This window comes from Bradyrhizobium genomosp. I (2014) (genome assembly GCF_000261685.1).
GTDB lineage: Bacteria > Pseudomonadota > Alphaproteobacteria > Rhizobiales > Xanthobacteraceae > Bradyrhizobium.
In genome coordinates this window covers 1-15017 of record NZ_AJQE01000114.1, presented here as the reverse complement: position 1 = coordinate 15017, position 15017 = coordinate 1, and the positions used below count along the sequence as shown (strand labels likewise).

15 protein-coding genes are annotated in these 15017 nt (G+C 64.2%); 9 read left to right on the top strand and 6 right to left on the bottom strand.

Features of this window, described 5'->3' with window-relative positions; all coding sequences use genetic code 11:
* The 5 genes from IC50_RS10885 to IC50_RS10870 form a co-directional block, all read left to right on the top strand.
* The coding region (locus tag IC50_RS10885) for a VOC family protein (protein ID WP_035703896.1) at positions 1-231 on the top strand (231 nt) is incomplete at its 5' end.
* 116 nt (positions 232-347) lie between these two features.
* Positions 348-965, top strand: coding sequence for a hypothetical protein (locus tag IC50_RS10880; RefSeq protein WP_035703893.1), 618 nt, complete (start codon positions 348-350; stop codon positions 963-965).
* 157 nt (positions 966-1122) lie between these two features.
* Positions 1123-1659 carry a helix-turn-helix domain-containing protein gene (locus tag IC50_RS10875; RefSeq protein WP_035703892.1) on the top strand — a complete coding sequence of 179 codons (537 nt, stop codon included), beginning with the start codon at positions 1123-1125 and terminating at the stop codon, positions 1657-1659.
* 237 nt (positions 1660-1896) lie between these two features.
* Positions 1897-2178, top strand: coding sequence for a hypothetical protein (locus IC50_RS39015; RefSeq protein ID WP_081492413.1), 282 nt, complete (start codon positions 1897-1899; stop codon positions 2176-2178).
* Between the two features lie 398 nt (positions 2179-2576).
* Positions 2577-3083, top strand: a complete 507-nt coding sequence (locus IC50_RS10870; protein ID WP_035703891.1) for a hypothetical protein — start codon at positions 2577-2579, stop codon at positions 3081-3083.
* Positions 3084-3231: 148 nt separating this feature from the next.
* On the opposite strand, the gene IC50_RS10865 is transcribed toward IC50_RS10870, so the two are convergent.
* A complete protein-coding gene (locus IC50_RS10865) occupies positions 3232-4029 on the bottom strand; it encodes a transglycosylase SLT domain-containing protein (RefSeq protein ID WP_035703890.1) in 798 nt (265 codons plus the stop codon).
* A 207-nt stretch (positions 4030-4236) separates the two neighbouring features.
* Here IC50_RS10865 and IC50_RS10860 point away from each other — a divergent pair, with 207 nt between their 5' ends.
* The gene (locus IC50_RS10860; protein WP_050990963.1) at positions 4237-5277 is read left to right on the top strand and encodes an acyl-CoA desaturase; all 1041 of its coding nucleotides are present in this window, start codon (positions 4237-4239) and stop codon (positions 5275-5277) included.
* A 21-nt stretch (positions 5278-5298) separates the two neighbouring features.
* Here IC50_RS10860 and IC50_RS10855 read toward each other — a convergent pair whose 3' ends face one another.
* The 3 genes from IC50_RS10855 to IC50_RS10850 all read right to left on the bottom strand — a co-directional run bounded on the left by IC50_RS10855 (position 5299) and on the right by IC50_RS10850 (position 7764).
* Positions 5299-6252, bottom strand: coding sequence for a hypothetical protein (locus IC50_RS10855; RefSeq protein ID WP_347369233.1), 954 nt, complete (start codon positions 6250-6252; stop codon positions 5299-5301).
* A gap of 274 nt (positions 6253-6526) precedes the next feature.
* Positions 6527-6778, bottom strand: a complete 252-nt coding sequence (locus tag IC50_RS39010; RefSeq protein ID WP_081492412.1) for a hypothetical protein — start codon at positions 6776-6778, stop codon at positions 6527-6529.
* A gap of 203 nt (positions 6779-6981) precedes the next feature.
* Positions 6982-7764 (bottom strand): class I SAM-dependent methyltransferase, encoded by a 783-nt coding sequence (locus IC50_RS10850; RefSeq protein ID WP_035703885.1) that lies wholly within the window; start codon positions 7762-7764, stop codon positions 6982-6984.
* 109 nt (positions 7765-7873) lie between these two features.
* On the opposite strand from IC50_RS10850, the gene IC50_RS10845 reads away from it, so the two are divergent.
* Positions 7874-8140 (top strand): DUF2312 domain-containing protein, encoded by a 267-nt coding sequence (locus IC50_RS10845; RefSeq protein WP_035703881.1) that lies wholly within the window; start codon positions 7874-7876, stop codon positions 8138-8140.
* A 121-nt stretch (positions 8141-8261) separates the two neighbouring features.
* On the opposite strand, the gene IC50_RS10840 is transcribed toward IC50_RS10845, so the two are convergent.
* Positions 8262-8777 (bottom strand): ParB N-terminal domain-containing protein, encoded by a 516-nt coding sequence (locus tag IC50_RS10840; RefSeq protein ID WP_035703880.1) that lies wholly within the window; start codon positions 8775-8777, stop codon positions 8262-8264.
* A gap of 164 nt (positions 8778-8941) precedes the next feature.
* On the opposite strand from IC50_RS10840, the gene IC50_RS10835 reads away from it, so the two are divergent.
* Positions 8942-9505 carry a type 1 glutamine amidotransferase domain-containing protein gene (locus IC50_RS10835; RefSeq protein ID WP_035703878.1) on the top strand — a complete coding sequence of 188 codons (564 nt, stop codon included), beginning with the start codon at positions 8942-8944 and terminating at the stop codon, positions 9503-9505.
* Between the two features lie 358 nt (positions 9506-9863).
* Here the strand turns inward: IC50_RS10835 and IC50_RS10830 are convergent, their stop codons facing one another.
* Positions 9864-13634: a vitamin B12-dependent ribonucleotide reductase gene (locus IC50_RS10830; RefSeq protein ID WP_035703876.1), complete on the bottom strand. Its 3771-nt coding sequence runs from the start codon at positions 13632-13634 to the stop codon at positions 9864-9866.
* Positions 13635-14441: 807 nt separating this feature from the next.
* On the opposite strand from IC50_RS10830, the gene IC50_RS10825 reads away from it, so the two are divergent.
* Positions 14442-15017 (top strand): DMT family transporter (locus IC50_RS10825; protein WP_035703873.1); only part of this gene is annotated, 576 nt, incomplete at its 3' end.

Here is a 15017-nt window from a genome sequence, read left to right as displayed (position 1 = left end):
GCCCCCCCCCGCCGCTACGAGCGGCACTGGACGCCCGTGCATATCGACGTCGTCGTTGACGATGTCGACGCTGCCGTGGCGCGTGCGCTCGGCGCGGGCGCGATCCTCGAGGCGCCCACGTGCGATGCGCCCTATGGGCGGATCGCGATGCTGGCCGATCCGTTCGGGCACGGGTTCTGTCTGCTGGCGTTCAGCGCGAGAGGATATGACGCGCTGCTTGAAAGTTCGTAGATCTGGATGGAGCGAAAGCGCAATCCGGGGACGATCGTGCAGCATCACCCCGGATTGCGCGCAGCGTATTCCGGGCTACGCTCGCTTGCGGAACGTGACGCCGACATCGGAGCGACATGGCAAAGAAACTGAAAACCTACCAGACCTCGCTCGGCTTCTACGATCAGGCGATTGCCGCCCCCTCGATGAAGGCGGCGCTTCAGGCCTGGGGCGCCAGCTCCAATCTCTTCCATCAGGGCGTCGCCAAGGAGACCGACGACCCTGATATCGTCGCCGCGACCATGGCGAAGCCGGGCATCGTGCTCAGGCGTCCGGTCGGCTCGGACGGTCCGTTCACCGAGAGCGCGGAGCTGCCGACCGATCTCGCTGACGACGGCGCCAAGTCCACGCGTAAACTCAAGAAGCGTCCGGCCAAGACCGCAAGGAAAACGTCCCGCAAGATCGACGATCAGGCCGCCCGCAAGGCGGCCGCGGCATTCGAGAAGGAAGAGCGACGGCGCGGGGCCGAGCGCCGGAAAGAGGAGGCCGCCCGCGCCAGGGAGCGCGCGCGCCGCGCCAAGGCGGTTGCCGCTGCCGAAGCGGCACTGGACAAGGCAGGGCGCGAGCACGAAGCGAAGACCGAGGAGATCGAAGCCGAGCGGGCCGCGCTCGACGAGCGCGCCGAGGCCGAGCAGGCCCGCTGGGAGAAGCAGCGGACAAAGCTGGAGCAGGCGCTGCGACGCGCGCGCGAATAGCTTTCGCAGGTGGGGAGGGATTTCTTTACCATGCCATCCAGTCCCGGCCGCGCCGCTCGACGTTTAGCAGTTGCAGGAAATTTCTGCGGTATCCTGCCCCGATCATGCCAGCGTCGGACTTGCCCTTCGATGTCGCCGCAGGCTTTTGGGAGCTGTCATGAGCGATCATCGCGCCGCAGTCAGGCATCACACGCTGAGGACCGGCATCGTCGAATTCGACAATTGCAGCGGCAGCACAGTCAGCGTGCCCTGCACGATCCGCGATGTCTCCGGCACCGGCGCGCGCCTGCAGCTCAACTCGTCGCTGTGGGTCGCCGAGCAGTTCACGTTGATCTTCAGAAGCGGCCTGCGCAAGGGCTGCCGGGTGGCCTGGCGCAAGGGTCGGCTGATCGGCAGCGCTTTCGTGGACGGCTATGCGAGTCCGGACGAGCAGGCCGTCATGATGACTGCGGACGAGCAGTCCCGGCACCGGCTCGGCATCGGCGCGCGCGTCAAGGCTGCGCGCGAGACCCGCGGCTACACCGAGGAGCAACTCGCCGAGCGCATCGGCGTCGCGCCCTCCTTCGTGTCATCGGCGGAGAAGGGCGAGGCGGATATTCCGCTCTATCAGCTGATGCACATGGCCGATCTGCTGATGGTCAGCCTCGACCAACTCGTTGCGGGCGCAGCGCCTGATGAGGTGGATGCGGCGTAGGCGTGTGCCGCGCGTCGCACTCCGAAGTGCCGTCACATTCTCCGTCATTGCGAGCGCAGCGAAGCAATCCAGAATCTTTCCGCGGGGACAATCTGGATTGCTTCGTCGCAAGGGCTCCTCGCAATGACGGTGGAGAGAGAGCGTAGGCCGGCATCGGTCATTCCCGCAACGCCGCGCGCGAATTCGCTTGCCTTGCCTTGCGTCCTTTTGCACTCTCCCGGGGAAGGAGACCAACGCATGAAGAAAAAGAACATCGCGTGTGCGCTCGGAACGGCGCTGGTGCTGTGCAGCCTTGGGGCATCCGGTGCTGAAGCCCGGACGCGGAAGGCTGTCGTCGTTCGTGAGCCGCAGCAGAGGCTTGTCGTCACGGCGCCCGTGCTCAGGCCGACGCCGTGGGATTATTATATTGTTCCACGATATCGGTATCGCCCTGAAGACGACCGGGTCGATCCCTACGGTCCGCCGCTGGTGCCGTCCTACGTTCGCTATGAGGGATGGCGGTGGCCGTATTGGTGGTGAGGAACGATCACATTCGAGACATGTGACGATCGGCCGGCGTCGGACGCAGAACTGAACAGCCCGCTGCCGGCGCAAGGCGCCGTCGATGACGGGCTCCACGCGCCCGGCCTACCTGCCGATTTCGCCACGCTCGATCCGGGCCAGCCTCGCTCAACCGTTCGTACGGGCTCATTTGTCATTGGACGGGTCGAGTTCTTGCGAAATCTGCCGTCTTCGCCAACCACCGGCCGGATAAAGTTGAATATTGGCAAGTCGATGATCTCTGCGTGCGGCGTCAATCGACAGGAAAAAATGGCAAATTTGAGACTGTCAACAATACATCGGGGTGGAACGGCGTTTATCCCCATAATAAAACCAATACTGCTTGGGGTTTTGGGCACGTATTGGGAGGATCAGTCATGGCAAGTGTTGAACAATTGCGCAGACGGGAAGGTGTGAACCTTGTCCAACTCGAGGCGGACATTGCGTCGGTCCGCTCGGGAAGCTCCATTACTTCAATTGCTTTACCTGATTACGTCGAGCACACCGCGGGCGTGACGCGCGTAGGCGCGCTCAGTGCAGAGGCGGTCATTCGCGACTATGAGTCCGCGGCAAAAGAGATCGAGGCCATGGGCACCGAGTTGATCGATGCCGCGCAGAAATGCGAGGCGCTGACGGTCCAGGTTCATGATGCGATCGCCTTCATGCGAGAAACGGCGGCGGGGTATCGTGAAGAGGGACGGAAGATCTTCAAGCGCATCGAGGAATGCGCGCTCTTCACCGAAGACGTCCGCAAGACATGCGAACAGGTCAAGCGCAGAATGGCCGAAGTCTCGTTCGGCCCATCTTCCGACGAGGAGCTTGAACCGCAAGAGCCCGAGTTGAGCGGGATCGCCGCCAAGGTGACGATGAGCGAGATACGGTGAGGCGGGCGTAGAGCGTAGCCAGTTCGCAGCCCGGATGAGCGGAGCGATATCCGGGCCTTTGCTGCCGAAGCATTCCCCCGGATGTCGCTTCCGCCTTCGCTCTTCGAGCTACGGCGGACAAGTCGCTCATCCGGGCTGCGCTCGTCTGCTAACCGCCGTCATCCGCGGCAAGCCGCTGAAACTGCCGCTTCATCGCGTTGACCCGGGAAACGTAGCTTGCGACCGAGTGATCGCCGCAGCGCTCGCCGGCCCGCATCTGAAACTTGCGGCGCGCGTAAGCCGTGGCGGGGCCCGCGCCGCAGAGATGGATGAAGGCGGCGAGATCCTGCTTCTGCTGCGCGGTTGCCTTCACGTCGCCGGCGCGGTCGAGAACGTCAGCGACGTTGCGGTCGAGATACACCGAGGCGAGCTCGATGGCATGGCTCGGGATCGCGCGGACATAGAAGCTGGTGAAGCCGCAGGCCGTCTCCGTGACCACGTTGCCGCGGACACAGAACCGCGCGGCTTCGGCAAAGGCCGGGTCGGTCATCTGGAAGAGCCCGACGGCGCTGGAGGCGGGCCGGTAGATCGCGAGCGGATTGAAGCTCCATCGCCAACGCCAATAGGTGCGCGCCACCGGGTTGCCCGAGCTCTCGACCTGCGCCAGCGCCGCCAGCAATTCCGGCGTGATCGTCGCGGTGGACGCTTTCCGGAACAGCGGCCCGTAGCTCGCCCAGGTCTCCGCCGGCTGCTTGTCGAGGACATTGCCGGCAAGGACGAACAGCTCGGTCGGCTTGCGGATCAATTGAGTGACGATGTTCACGAGCGCGACAGCCGCAAGCAGCATCGCCACGCCGGACGCGATGCGAACCATCCGCGGTGCCCGGGCGAATGTTTTTCGCGCCCACCGCGCGCCCCGGCGGACGCTGCGAAAGCGGGGGAGGAGGCTCTTGCTTTTCCTGGGCATGGTGTTGCGGGAGTGCGATTGCGGACATTGTCGAGCTGGTTAACGCCGTCCACGGAGCCTTGAAATCCCGCGTCATTTTCCTCCGTCCCGCGTCATGTCAACCCCGGCTGCGTGCTCCCGGCGCCGACCGGGTCCTTGCTGGAAATAACCAGTGGTTGTACGCTGCGCCGCAGCAGGGTTAATTTTGCGTGAACTGGATCGGCCGAAATGACCGTGGTTGAGAGCGTGGCGTCCGAGCAAGCTGCGGACCGGAAGATGCCACCGGGTGTGCTTCTCGAGGGCCCGGTGGTCGACGCCAAGTTTCGCGATTCCTACATCTCGTTTGCCATCATGGTCGGAGGCTCGATCGCGGCGCTGGTCTGGGCGTTCTGGCAAGGCATCGGCCGGGTGGAGCTTTCGGTCTTCGCCGGCACGTTCGTGCTGTCCACGATCGGGATCGGGTTCATGCACCGCTACTTCGTGCACCGGAGTTTTCGCTGCGGTCCGGTGATGCGGACGATCTTCGCCGCACTCGCGACGATGGCGGTGCAGGGCTCGATCCTGAAATGGGTGAGCAACCACCGGCGGCATCATCTTCACTCCGACAGGCCCGGCGACGTTCACAGCCCGTATTACGACGGCTCCGGCAACGCCTATACCAGCTTCGCCAAAGGCATGTCGCATGCGCAAGGCGGCTGGGTGTGGGACCGCGAGACCACCGATGCCGCATACTACGCCAAGGACATCCTGGCCGACCCGATCGCGATGTTCTTCACCCGGACGCGCTGGTACTGGTACGCGCTGTCGGCGCTGATCATTCCCGGCGCCATCGGCTACGCCCTCAGTGGCGTGCACACGATGATCGGCTGCATCCTGTTCGCCGGCCTGTTCCGCAGCTACCTCATGACCATGGCCACCTCGCTGGTCAACTCGGTCTGCCACAGCGATGGCCGCTGGGGCTACCGCCGCTTCGAGACCCATGACGGCACGACGAACGAGCTGGTGACGACGCTGCTCACCTTCGGCGAGGGGCTGCACAACAACCACCACCGGTTTCCGCGGGATGCGTATCTGTCGCACGCCTGGTACGAGGTGGACATCAACGGGCTGATCATTTTGGGGCTGGGGAAGCTGGGGCTGGTGCACGATATCTTCGGAGTCGGCAAGCGTCAGCTATCGGCGGAGGCCGAGCAGGGCGGCGCGGAGGCCGCCGCCATGCAGAACGCATTCGACGGTGTTGCAGAAGACCTTCGCTCGGCTGGAAGGTAAGGCTTTCCGCGCCTCGACGGCTCACCAGTCCGGATAGCCGTAATAGGGGTCGTCCATATAGGGTGGGGTCCAGGGACGTCGCGGCGGCGGCCTCACCCGCCGTGGCGCGGCGTCCGGGACTTGCCCCCGGGCACGCGCAGCCGCATCGTTGTTCACACTGCGCACGACGGGCTTGGCGGCTGCAGAGGCGGATGACGCTGATGGCGCGCTCAGTTGCGTCTGCAGCGCCTGGACCTGCGCGGCGAGGCGCGCATTGTCCGCCGCGTCCTTCTCCTGCGCCGCCTTCAGCTGTTGAATGGTGGCGGCCTGCTCGCGCAGGGTCTGCTCGTTGCTGCTTTTCAGCTGCTCGAGCTTCCCGCTGATGCTTGCAAGCTCGCTCGTGATGGCCTTGAGCGATTGCGCGAGCTCGGACGAAGGCGGGTCGGCCGCCGTGGCGGCAGGCTTCGGCGCGCTGTCCGTTTCCTTCGGGAGTGGCGGTGCGGGCACCGGGCTCGGCTCATCCGCAGCGGATGCCTGCGGGGGTGGGCTCACGGCCGGTGGAGCCCATCGCGCCATGATCGATTTGGCCTCATCGCGATATTGCGAAGCGACGGCGGCACCGAGAAGGCCGATCGCCAGCACGAGAATAACCAAGGCGCGCATCATGGCCGGATCTTTCCTCAAGCCTTGATCGCGACGGCGAGCCTCCCGGATTTTGGCATTCGAGGCCTTGGCATCGAGCGTCGGCGCCTTGCTCTCGGGAGTGGCGGCCGCCGTCGCAGCGGCGCCTGTGTGCGAGGCCAGCTTGTCTTCGCTGTCGCGTTCCATTCCGGAAACCAGCCGGTCCAGCCGCGCCAGGTCCTCCTCCGCGCTCTTGATCCGGTCGTAGGCCCGCGTCAACCCGCTATCGGCGCGCGCCTCGCCCGGCTTGGCGGTCTCAGGGCTGCCGGTATCGGGCTTGGCGGTCTCAGCTTTGGGGGCGTGCGTGTCAGGCACCGATGCGCTCTCCATCCGGTCGGGCGTCAATGGGAGGCAGTCCGATCACTGGAAGGATAGGTCTCGCCGCTGTTCGACACAACGCGCATGCCAAGGAAAAATTATGGCGGGCGAGGGCGCGGGACGGTGCGAGCGCGTAGGTGGGTTGGCTCCGAAACGAGCGCAAAGCGGAGTCGCGCAGCGTAACCCAGCACGTCTATTATCGCGGAAAGCAAAGAGATGGGTTACGCCGACGAGATGCGCCCTACGGGCACCATCAATCTCGGGGTGCGCGCTATCCGTGCTTTTCCAGACAGGCGCGAACCTTGTCGGCAGCAGGTCGCGGCACCGCGTGGGCGCGCCACTGCTCGCGCGTCGCTCCAGCCGCGGCCAAACATCTGTTGATGTTTTGCTCGTAACTCGAACGGGACATCTTATCGCGTTTGGCCTGACAGGCGGGATCGCCGCCACACTCATATAGCGGGGCGGCTTGCGCAACCGAGACGCCAAAGCACGTCATCACAACCGCAACTATCAGCTTGGTCATTGTCCCCCCAGACCCTGAAATTGAGCATCTGCTCATCCCAAGGTTAGCATGAGGGAACTGTCATCGGCAATCTCCACGAGTGCGGTCCGAATAGTCCCGGATCTCGCGAAGCCCCTCATCGGAACGCGCCGTGCTGCGATCCGCCGTGAACGTAGCGATTGCGGCGACCCCACGGGCCACAATCATTCCTGCCTCCCGCATCGTCAGCCCGGCTTGCGTCCGCTGATCGCGTGCGCGCGGGCGCTGCAGGTGATGCGGCTGTCCGCGCCGGCGGGAAGCCGCGCCTTCATGCGCTGCTTGAGCGCGGCGACATCGGTCGCCGGCATGGCTGCGATCACCGGCGCAATAGAGGGAGATTTCGTCTCTACGTTCCAGAACTCGTCGAAATCGGCAAACCCCCGCTGCACGGCGATCTCGCGGGTCGCGATCTGCTGCAGCCCAGCCGCGCGCCAAAGTCCCTGAAGCGCGGCGAGGGTGGAGACTTCCATATGCGGCGGACGCGTCGGCGATAGTCCCAGCGCGTGCATCTCGTCGAGGATCGGATCGAGCGGAAATCCGCCGCCCAGCATGTCCCACATGTAGGTCGCAACCAGGCCGCCGGGGCGAACGATCCGCGTTAATTCCGCGACACCTTTTGCTGGGTCCGGCACGAAGACGAGAACCAATGCCATCACCGCGATATCGAAACTTTCCGCCGGAAAGGGCAGTGCCATGGCGTCGCCCGTTTGAAACGCAGCGCCGTGCGCGCCGGGACGCGCGCGGGCATAGGCGAGCTGTCCCTCCGAGGGATCGATGCCCTGCACGTCGCTGGCAGCGCAGCGTGCCAGGATGAGCTCGGTCAAGGCGCCGCTGCCGCAGCCGACATCGATCCAGCGCAGCCCTTGCGCCGGCTTGAGCCAGTCGAGAAAGACCTCGCCGACCGAACGGCTCCAGACTCCCATCACCTGCTCATAGGCGGCACCGTCATCGAAGCGAAGCTCAGGCATGGAACGGCTCCCTCGGTGTTCATCAGCAGGCAATGCGTGGGCGGCGAGGTTAACACATTGGTCATTTCTTTGCGGTCATTTTCACGACCTCAGTCAGCAAAGAGGCATCATGTCCGACATCACCATTCCCGGCGGCAAAATCCGTTCGTTCGTCGAGCGGATCGAGAACCTCGACAGCGAAATGCAGGAGTTGAGCGAACAGAAGAAGGAAGTCTTCGCGGAAGCCAAGGGCGAGGGTTTTGATGTGAAGATCCTCAAGGAGATCATCAAGCTCCGCAAGGAAGACAAGAACGAGCGCGACGAGCGCGAAAGCCTGCTCGACCTCTACATGCGCGCGATGGAAACGGTCTCGCCGGAGCAGGCGAAGGCGGCTTGAGACGATCGCGATCATGCAAGGAGAGGTAGCCGCCGGTTGCGGCTATCGCTCCTGCGTGACGGTGACGGATTGATCGATCTATGATCGGGCGTTTGGTTCGATCTCGCCGCAATCCCGGCCATCAATAGCGGCCGCCGCTGCCCTTTTGCTGCGTGATCCAGGCCGACAGTGTTTTCGGTGGTGACTTCGCAGCCCGGCCCGGTGATGCCTTCGGATTGCTGGGGACGCCTTTCGCCAGACGGGTGCGCGGCGCTTGCGTTGCGTTGATGCGCTGCGGGGCCGCCGTCGCTGCCTCTGCGGCTTCCTTCTCCAGGCGCAACTGTTTCAATCGCGCCATCTTGATGCGCTCTGCCTCGACTTCGGGTCGCTCGGCTAGCCGCGGCTTGTGCTCAGCAAGCTCGGCCGGGACCAGGACGCCGAGAATGGTCGTCTCGCCGAGCGCCTTGCAGGCCTCTAACCGATGCAGTCCTTCGACCAGAACGAAGCGGTCTCCGTCGAGCCGAACCGAGATGGGGGCCTGTTGTCCGATGTCCAGAATGCTTTCCGCGATCTCCGCAACCGTCTCGGGCTTGATGGCCTTCTTCTGCTTCGTGGGAACGAAGATCTTCTCGATCGGGAAGCTTTCCGGTTTGGGCATAATCTGACTCCGCTTCTACCGGGCCCGTCGGAACCGATGACGGTGGGTTAGGAGTTTAGGAGGGAAGGGCTCGACCGCAAAGGCAATTTCGGCGGGGGGCGCGAGGAACGAAACGCCGAAGCGTTCGATTGACTGGCATCACCACACGCTCAAAGGAGACACGGATGGAACTGTCCGGGAAGAAGATCGCGATTCTCGCCACCAATGGCTTCGAGCAATCGGAACTCGAAGTACCGCGTGACACACTCAAGGCGGCCGGTGCGACAGTGGAGATCATTTCGCTGCAGCCTGGCGAGATCAAGGGCTGGGACAAGAAGGACTGGGGCCGCCCCGTCAAGGTCGACAAGACCCTCGATCAGGCCGCCGCGGCCGACTATGACGCGCTGGTGCTGCCCGGCGGGCAGATCAACCCCGACCTGCTGCGCGTCGAGCCGAAGGCGCTTCAATTCATCAAGAGTGTCTTCGATGCCAAGAAGGTCGTCGCCGCGGTCTGCCATGCGCCCTGGCTGCTGGTCGAGACGGGGATCGCGAAGGGCCGCCGCATGACGTCGTACAAATCGATCAAGACCGACGTCGCCAATGCCGGGGCGAAGTGGGAAGATTCGGAGGTCGTCGTCGACCAGGGCATCATCACCTCGCGCAACCCCGGTGACCTCAAGGCGTTCAGCGCAAAGATCATCGAAGAGGTGAAGGAAGGGCGTCACATACAGCGCAGCAGCGCGGCTTAGCCGCGGTTACTGTGGCGGTGCACTGAGTACGCCATCCAGCTGCTGTCGTGGAGGAGGGGCGAGAGGGAATGTTTAGTGCACTGTCACCGTAATAGCGAGTCAATCGAAGCGTATGCGGCTCAGTTTTTGCCATCGTCATTCCAGCGCGAATTTGGATAGGTAGGGTAACGTATCCTATTGAGTTGCCGCAAGTAAGTGTTCGTCTGATCGAGATTTGAGGGCGTTGACCGTTGACGGTGCTTTTTGATTGGAGGTACGCGTCAGTTTGCCAAAAACGAAAGAGGGCGGCCTTAAGGCCGCCCTTCGTGGATGCCCCGGGGCTATCCTCGAGGCTTAACCTACGCTGCGTTCTAGCCCCTCACGAACACCCCGTCGTGGACCCGCAAGTATCGCACTTCATGCACGTCCCATTCCGCACCAGCGTGAAGTTGCCGCACTCGCTGCACATCTCGCCCTCGTAGCCCTTGGCCTTGGCTTCGGCGCGGCGCTCGGCCTTGGTGGGGACGGCGGTGGCGGCGCTGCCGGCCTTGCTCCACTGGAGCTGCTCCAGCTTTTCCGTCGGCGAGAGGTCGTGCTGCACTTCCTGCTTCAGGGCGACTGCGCCTTCGAGGGTGTCGCCGAGGCGGGCGCTCGCGCCATGCGAGGCCATGGCCGTGACCTTGCTGCCGCCTGAGGGCGCGCTGTCGTTGCCTTGGCTGACCGCGGCCGAGCCGCCGCGCATCACGAACAGGTTGTCGGTGCGGGAGCGGGTGAGGCCGCGCGAGACCAGCTTGGTGGCGTGGTGGCCGCCGTCCTCGTCCGGCTCCTTGCCTTCCTCGACGCCCTTGCCGAGCGCGTCGAAGCCCGTCTCGTTGGGATCGACGTGAGCGAGGTCGAAGCGGCTGAGGTAGCTCACCGCGAGCTCGCGGAAGACGTAGTCGAGGATCGAGGTCGCATACTTGATGCTGTCGTTGCCCTGCACGGGGCCCGCCGGCTCGAAGCGGGTGAAGGTGAAGGCGTCGACATATTCGTCCAGCGGCACGCCGTATTGCAGGCCGAGCGACACCGCGATGGCGAAGTTGTTGATGAAGGAGCGGAGCGCCGCGCCTTCCTTGTGCATGTCGATGAAGATCTCGCCGAGACGGCCGTCGTCATATTCGCCGGTGCGCAGATAGACTTTATGTCCGCCGACGACCGCCTTCTGGGTGTAGCCCTTGCGGCGATCCGGCATCTTCTCGCGCTCGCGCATCACGATGATGCGCTCGACCAGCTTCTCGACGATCTTTTCCGAGACCTGGGTCGCGCGCGCGGCCATCGGCTTCTCGTAGAGGGTCTCGACCGCATCGTCCTCGTCCTCGTCATCGCTGATGAGCTGCGAGTTGAGCGGCTGGCTGAGCTTGGAGCCGTCGCGATAGAGCGCGTTGGCCTTCAAAGCGAGCTTCCACGACAGCATGTAGGCGGACTTGCAGTCCTCCACCGTGGCGTCGTTCGGCATGTTGATGGTCTTGGAGATCGCGCCCGAGATGAAGGGCTGGGCCGCGGCCATCATGCGGATGTGGCTCTCGACCGACAGATAGCGTTTTCCAATTTTGCCGCAGGGATTGGCGCAGTCGAACACCGGATAGTGCTCAGGCCTGAGGTGCGGGGCACCTTCCACCGTCATCGCGCCGCAGATGTGGACGTTGGCCGCCTCGATCTCGCGCTTGGTGAAGCCGACGGCCTGGAGCAGGTCGAAGCCGGGGGCCGCGATCGCCTCGGCGCCGATGCCGAGCTGCTCGCGGATGAAGTCCTCGCCGAAGGTCCACTTGTTGAAGGCGAACTTGATGTCGAAGGCGGTCGGCAGCGCCTTCTCGACCTTGGCGATGGCTTCATCGGTGAAGCCCTTGGCCTTCAAGGTCGAGGCGTTGATGCCGGGCGCGTTGGAGAGCGAGCCGTGGCCGACGGCGTAGGCCTCGATCTCGGCGATCTCAGCTTCGCGATAGCCGAGCGCGCGCAGCGCCGCGGGGACCGCGCGGTTGATGATCTTGAAGTAGCCGCCGCCGGCGAGCTTCTTGAACTTCACCAGCGCGAAGTCGGGCTCGATGCCGGTGGTGTCGCAATCCATGACAAGGCCGATCGTGCCGGTCGGCGCGATGACCGTGGTCTGGGCGTTGCGATAGCCGTGCTGCTCGCCGAGCTCGAGCGCCGCATCCCAGGCCGCCTGCGCATGGCTGACGAGGTCTCCTTGCGGGCAGGAGACGAGGTCGAGCGGCACCGGATTGACGCTGAGCGCCTCATAGCCGCTCGACTGGCCGTGCGCGGCGCGGCGGTGGTTGCGGATCACACGCAGCATGTGCTGAGCGTTCTTCTTGTAGCCGGGGAAGGTGCCGAGCTCGGCGGCGATCTCGGCCGAGGTCTTGTAGGTGATGCCGGTCATGACCGCAGTGAGCGCACCGCAGAGCGCGCGGCCTTCCTTGCTGTCATAGGGCAGGCCCATGGTCATCAAGAGGCCGCCGATATTGGCGTAGCCGAGGCCGAGCGTGCGGAACTCGTAGGAGAGCTCGGCGATCGCCTTCGACGGGAACTGCGCCATCATCACGGAGATTTCCAGCACGATGGTCCAGAGCCGGCAGAGGTGCTCGTAGCCCTCGACGTCGAACCGCTTGGTCGTGGTGTTGTAGAACGTCAGCAGGTTGGCGGAGGCGAGGTTGCAGGCCGTGTCGTCCAGGAACATGTATTCCGAGCACGGATTGGAGGCGCGGATGTCGCCGGACGCCTTGCAGGTGTGCCAGTCGTTCATCGTGGTGTTGAAGTGCAGGCCGGGGTCGGCCGAGGCCCAGGCGGCGTAGCCGATCTTCTCCCAGAGATCGCGCGCCTTCAGCGTCTTCGTCACCTTCTTCGAGGTGCGGGCGTTCAGATTCCAGTCGCCGTCGGTCTCGACCGCGCGCAGGAAGTCGTCCTTCAGCGAGACCGAGTTGTTGGAGTTCTGGCCGGAGACGGTGAGGTAGGCTTCGCTGTCCCAGTCGGTGTCGTAGGTGTCGAACTGGATGTCCTTGTAGCCCTGCTTGGCGAACTGGATGACGCGCTTGATGTAATTGTCGGGCACCAGGCTGCGGCGGGCGAGCTTGATCTCGCGGCGCAGCGCCGGGTTCTTCTCGGGGTCGAAGCAGTCGTCGCCCGAGCCTTCGCAGTTGACGCAGGCCTTCAGCACCGCCTTGAGGTGCTTCTGGTTGATCTTGGAGCCGGTGACGAGGGCGGCGACCTTCTGCTCCTCCTTCACCTTCCAGTCGATATAGGTCTCGATGTCGGGGTGATCGACGTCGACGACGACCATCTTGGCGGCTCTACGCGTGGTGCCGCCCGACTTGATCGCGCCGGCGGCGCGGTCGCCGATCTTGAGGAAGCTCATCAGGCCGGACGAGCGGCCGCCGCCGGAGAGCTTCTCGCCTTCGCCGCGCAGGCGCGAGAAGTTGGAGCCGGTGCCGGAGCCGTATTTGAACAGGCGCGCCTCGCGGACCCAGAGGTCCATGATGCCGCCCTCGTTGACGAGGTCGTCACCGACGCCCTGGATGAAGCAGGCGTGCGGCTGCGGATGCTCGTAGGCCGACTTGGACTTGGTCAGCTTGCCGGTGAAGGGGTCGACGTAATAATGGCCCTGGCCGGGGCCGTCGATGCCATAGGCCCAGTGCAGGCCGGTGTTGAACCATTGCGGCGAGTTCGGCGCGACCATCTGCATGGCGAGCATGTAGCGGAGCTCGTCGTAGAAGGCCTGCGCGTCGTCGTCCGAGGTGAAGTAGCCGCCCTTCCAGCCCCAATAGGTCCAGCAGCCGGCGAGGCGGTCGAACACCTGCTTGGCCGAGAGCTCGCTGACATAGCGTTCTTTCTCGGGGAGCGCAGCGAGGGCGTCGGTGTCGGGCACGGAGCGCCACAGGAAGGAGGGGACGGATTCCTCCTCGACCTTCTTCAGGCGCGCGGCAACGCCCGCTTTCCGGAAATACTTCTGGGCCAGCACGTCGGAGGCGACCTGCGACCACTCGGTCGGCACCTCGACATTGTCCAGCTTGAACACGACCGAGCCGTCGGGATTGCGAATCTCCGACGTGGTCAGGCGGAATTCGATTCCCGCATAAGGTGACTGTCCTGAAGTGGTGTGGCGCCGCTCAATCCGCATCGTCTTGCCCCGTCCTTAATCTTTGACCGGATCGCCCCTCGTTGAGGACGTGCCGGGTCGACATTTCGTTTCGCGGCTCCTTGCGGCCGTCCGGCCTCGAGATACCGCAGTTCAGCCGGTGGATCCGGCCCTGTTTTTCCCGACGCGATGTCGATGCGTGCATCGATCATCCCGCCGGCACGTCCACACCCATCCGCCCCCAAGGGGATGTGCGCGACATGCGTTCAACGCCCCACAACGCCGCTACTTGTCTCACTTCACGCAGGTGTCACTTCGAAACCGCCGTGAAGTCTGCCTTCCGAGCCTGTTGCCGGCCCGTTCTGGCGCCCCCCGGGAGTCCGCATTTCGCGGGCAGACAAGCCCTCATTCCGCAGCCCTTGGCTGGCTGGCGGAGCGAAAGATTTGCGAGACCCTTTGGGGGAGTGCCGGCGGGACGCAAACTCACTCGCGCCGAACGGACCGAAAGCTAGGACTCTCCGTTGCGCCCGTCAAGAACTAGTGCGAGTTCCTGAATCAAATACTAAATATGGTGGATTGCGGGGGATAACAGGGGTTTGCACCGCGCCTGTTGTGGAGCCAAGTATCAGTGAGTCCTCAGGGATTCCCAACCGAAAAAATTTGCGTCCCGTGATGATGAGGAGGCTTCATCCCGCTGTTCACAGGGCAGGTATATTTTTGGTGGGCGGGATTGCGTCAGGGGGACTCACGTAGCCCTACGGAAGGTGAGGGCAGGCATGCCCGCCGAGGTGGTGGTTCCGACCCCGAATCCGGGCCAAGCTGACGCTCGATCTTGCCGGGCTACCAGACATGCTTGATTCGACTCGCCGGGATGCGCGGCCGCGCATCGCCCCGGCCGGCCTGATGTTCCTCGCGATCACCTCGATCGGCTGGGGTTTCAACTGGCCGGTGACGAAATTCCTGCTCGCCGAGCTGCCGCCTTTGACCCTGCGCGGGGTCACCGGCGTGCTCGGGGCGGTGCTGCTGGCGCTGCTTGCGGTGCTGCGCGGGCAAAGCCTGCGCGTGGAGGGCGCGATCTGGCCGCGCCTCGTGACCGCTGCCATGCTCAACGTCACTGGCTGGATGGTGCTGATGGGCCTCGCGCTGCTCTGGCTGCCGGCGAGCGAGGCGGCGCTGATCGCCTACACCATGCCGGTCTGGGCCTCGATCATCGCCTGGCCGGTGCTGGGCGAGCGGCCGACGGTCTTGCGCACGCTGGGGCTGGTGATGGCCTTTGCCGGGCTTGCCTCGATCATGGGCGGCAACGGCATTGCCGCCAGCGCAGAGAAAGCGCCTGGGATCATCATGGCGCTCGCCGGCGCGTTCGGCTTCGCCGTCGGCACGGTGTTCTCGAAGAAGTACCCGATCCATCTGCCGCCGATCACG

Bases quoted from the DNA above. Each gene is read 5' to 3' on its own strand.
- IC50_RS10880 (WP_035703893.1), top strand. From the start codon at position 348: ATGGCAAAGAAACTGAAAACCTACCAGACCTCGCTCGGCTTCTACGAT.
- IC50_RS10875 (WP_035703892.1), top strand. From the start codon at position 1,123: ATGAGCGATCATCGCGCCGCAGTCAGGCATCACACGCTGAGGACCGGC.
- IC50_RS39015 (WP_081492413.1), top strand. From the start codon at position 1,897: ATGAAGAAAAAGAACATCGCGTGTGCGCTCGGAACGGCGCTGGTGCTG.
- IC50_RS10870 (WP_035703891.1), top strand. From the start codon at position 2,577: ATGGCAAGTGTTGAACAATTGCGCAGACGGGAAGGTGTGAACCTTGTC.
- IC50_RS10865 (WP_035703890.1), bottom strand. From the start codon at position 4,029: ATGCCCAGGAAAAGCAAGAGCCTCCTCCCCCGCTTTCGCAGCGTCCGC.
- IC50_RS10860 (WP_050990963.1), top strand. From the start codon at position 4,237: ATGACCGTGGTTGAGAGCGTGGCGTCCGAGCAAGCTGCGGACCGGAAG.
- IC50_RS39010 (WP_081492412.1), bottom strand. From the start codon at position 6,778: ATGACCAAGCTGATAGTTGCGGTTGTGATGACGTGCTTTGGCGTCTCG.
- IC50_RS10850 (WP_035703885.1), bottom strand. From the start codon at position 7,764: ATGCCTGAGCTTCGCTTCGATGACGGTGCCGCCTATGAGCAGGTGATG.
- IC50_RS10845 (WP_035703881.1), top strand. From the start codon at position 7,874: ATGTCCGACATCACCATTCCCGGCGGCAAAATCCGTTCGTTCGTCGAG.
- IC50_RS10840 (WP_035703880.1), bottom strand. From the start codon at position 8,777: ATGCCCAAACCGGAAAGCTTCCCGATCGAGAAGATCTTCGTTCCCACG.
- IC50_RS10835 (WP_035703878.1), top strand. From the start codon at position 8,942: ATGGAACTGTCCGGGAAGAAGATCGCGATTCTCGCCACCAATGGCTTC.
- IC50_RS10830 (WP_035703876.1), bottom strand. From the start codon at position 13,634: ATGCGGATTGAGCGGCGCCACACCACTTCAGGACAGTCACCTTATGCG.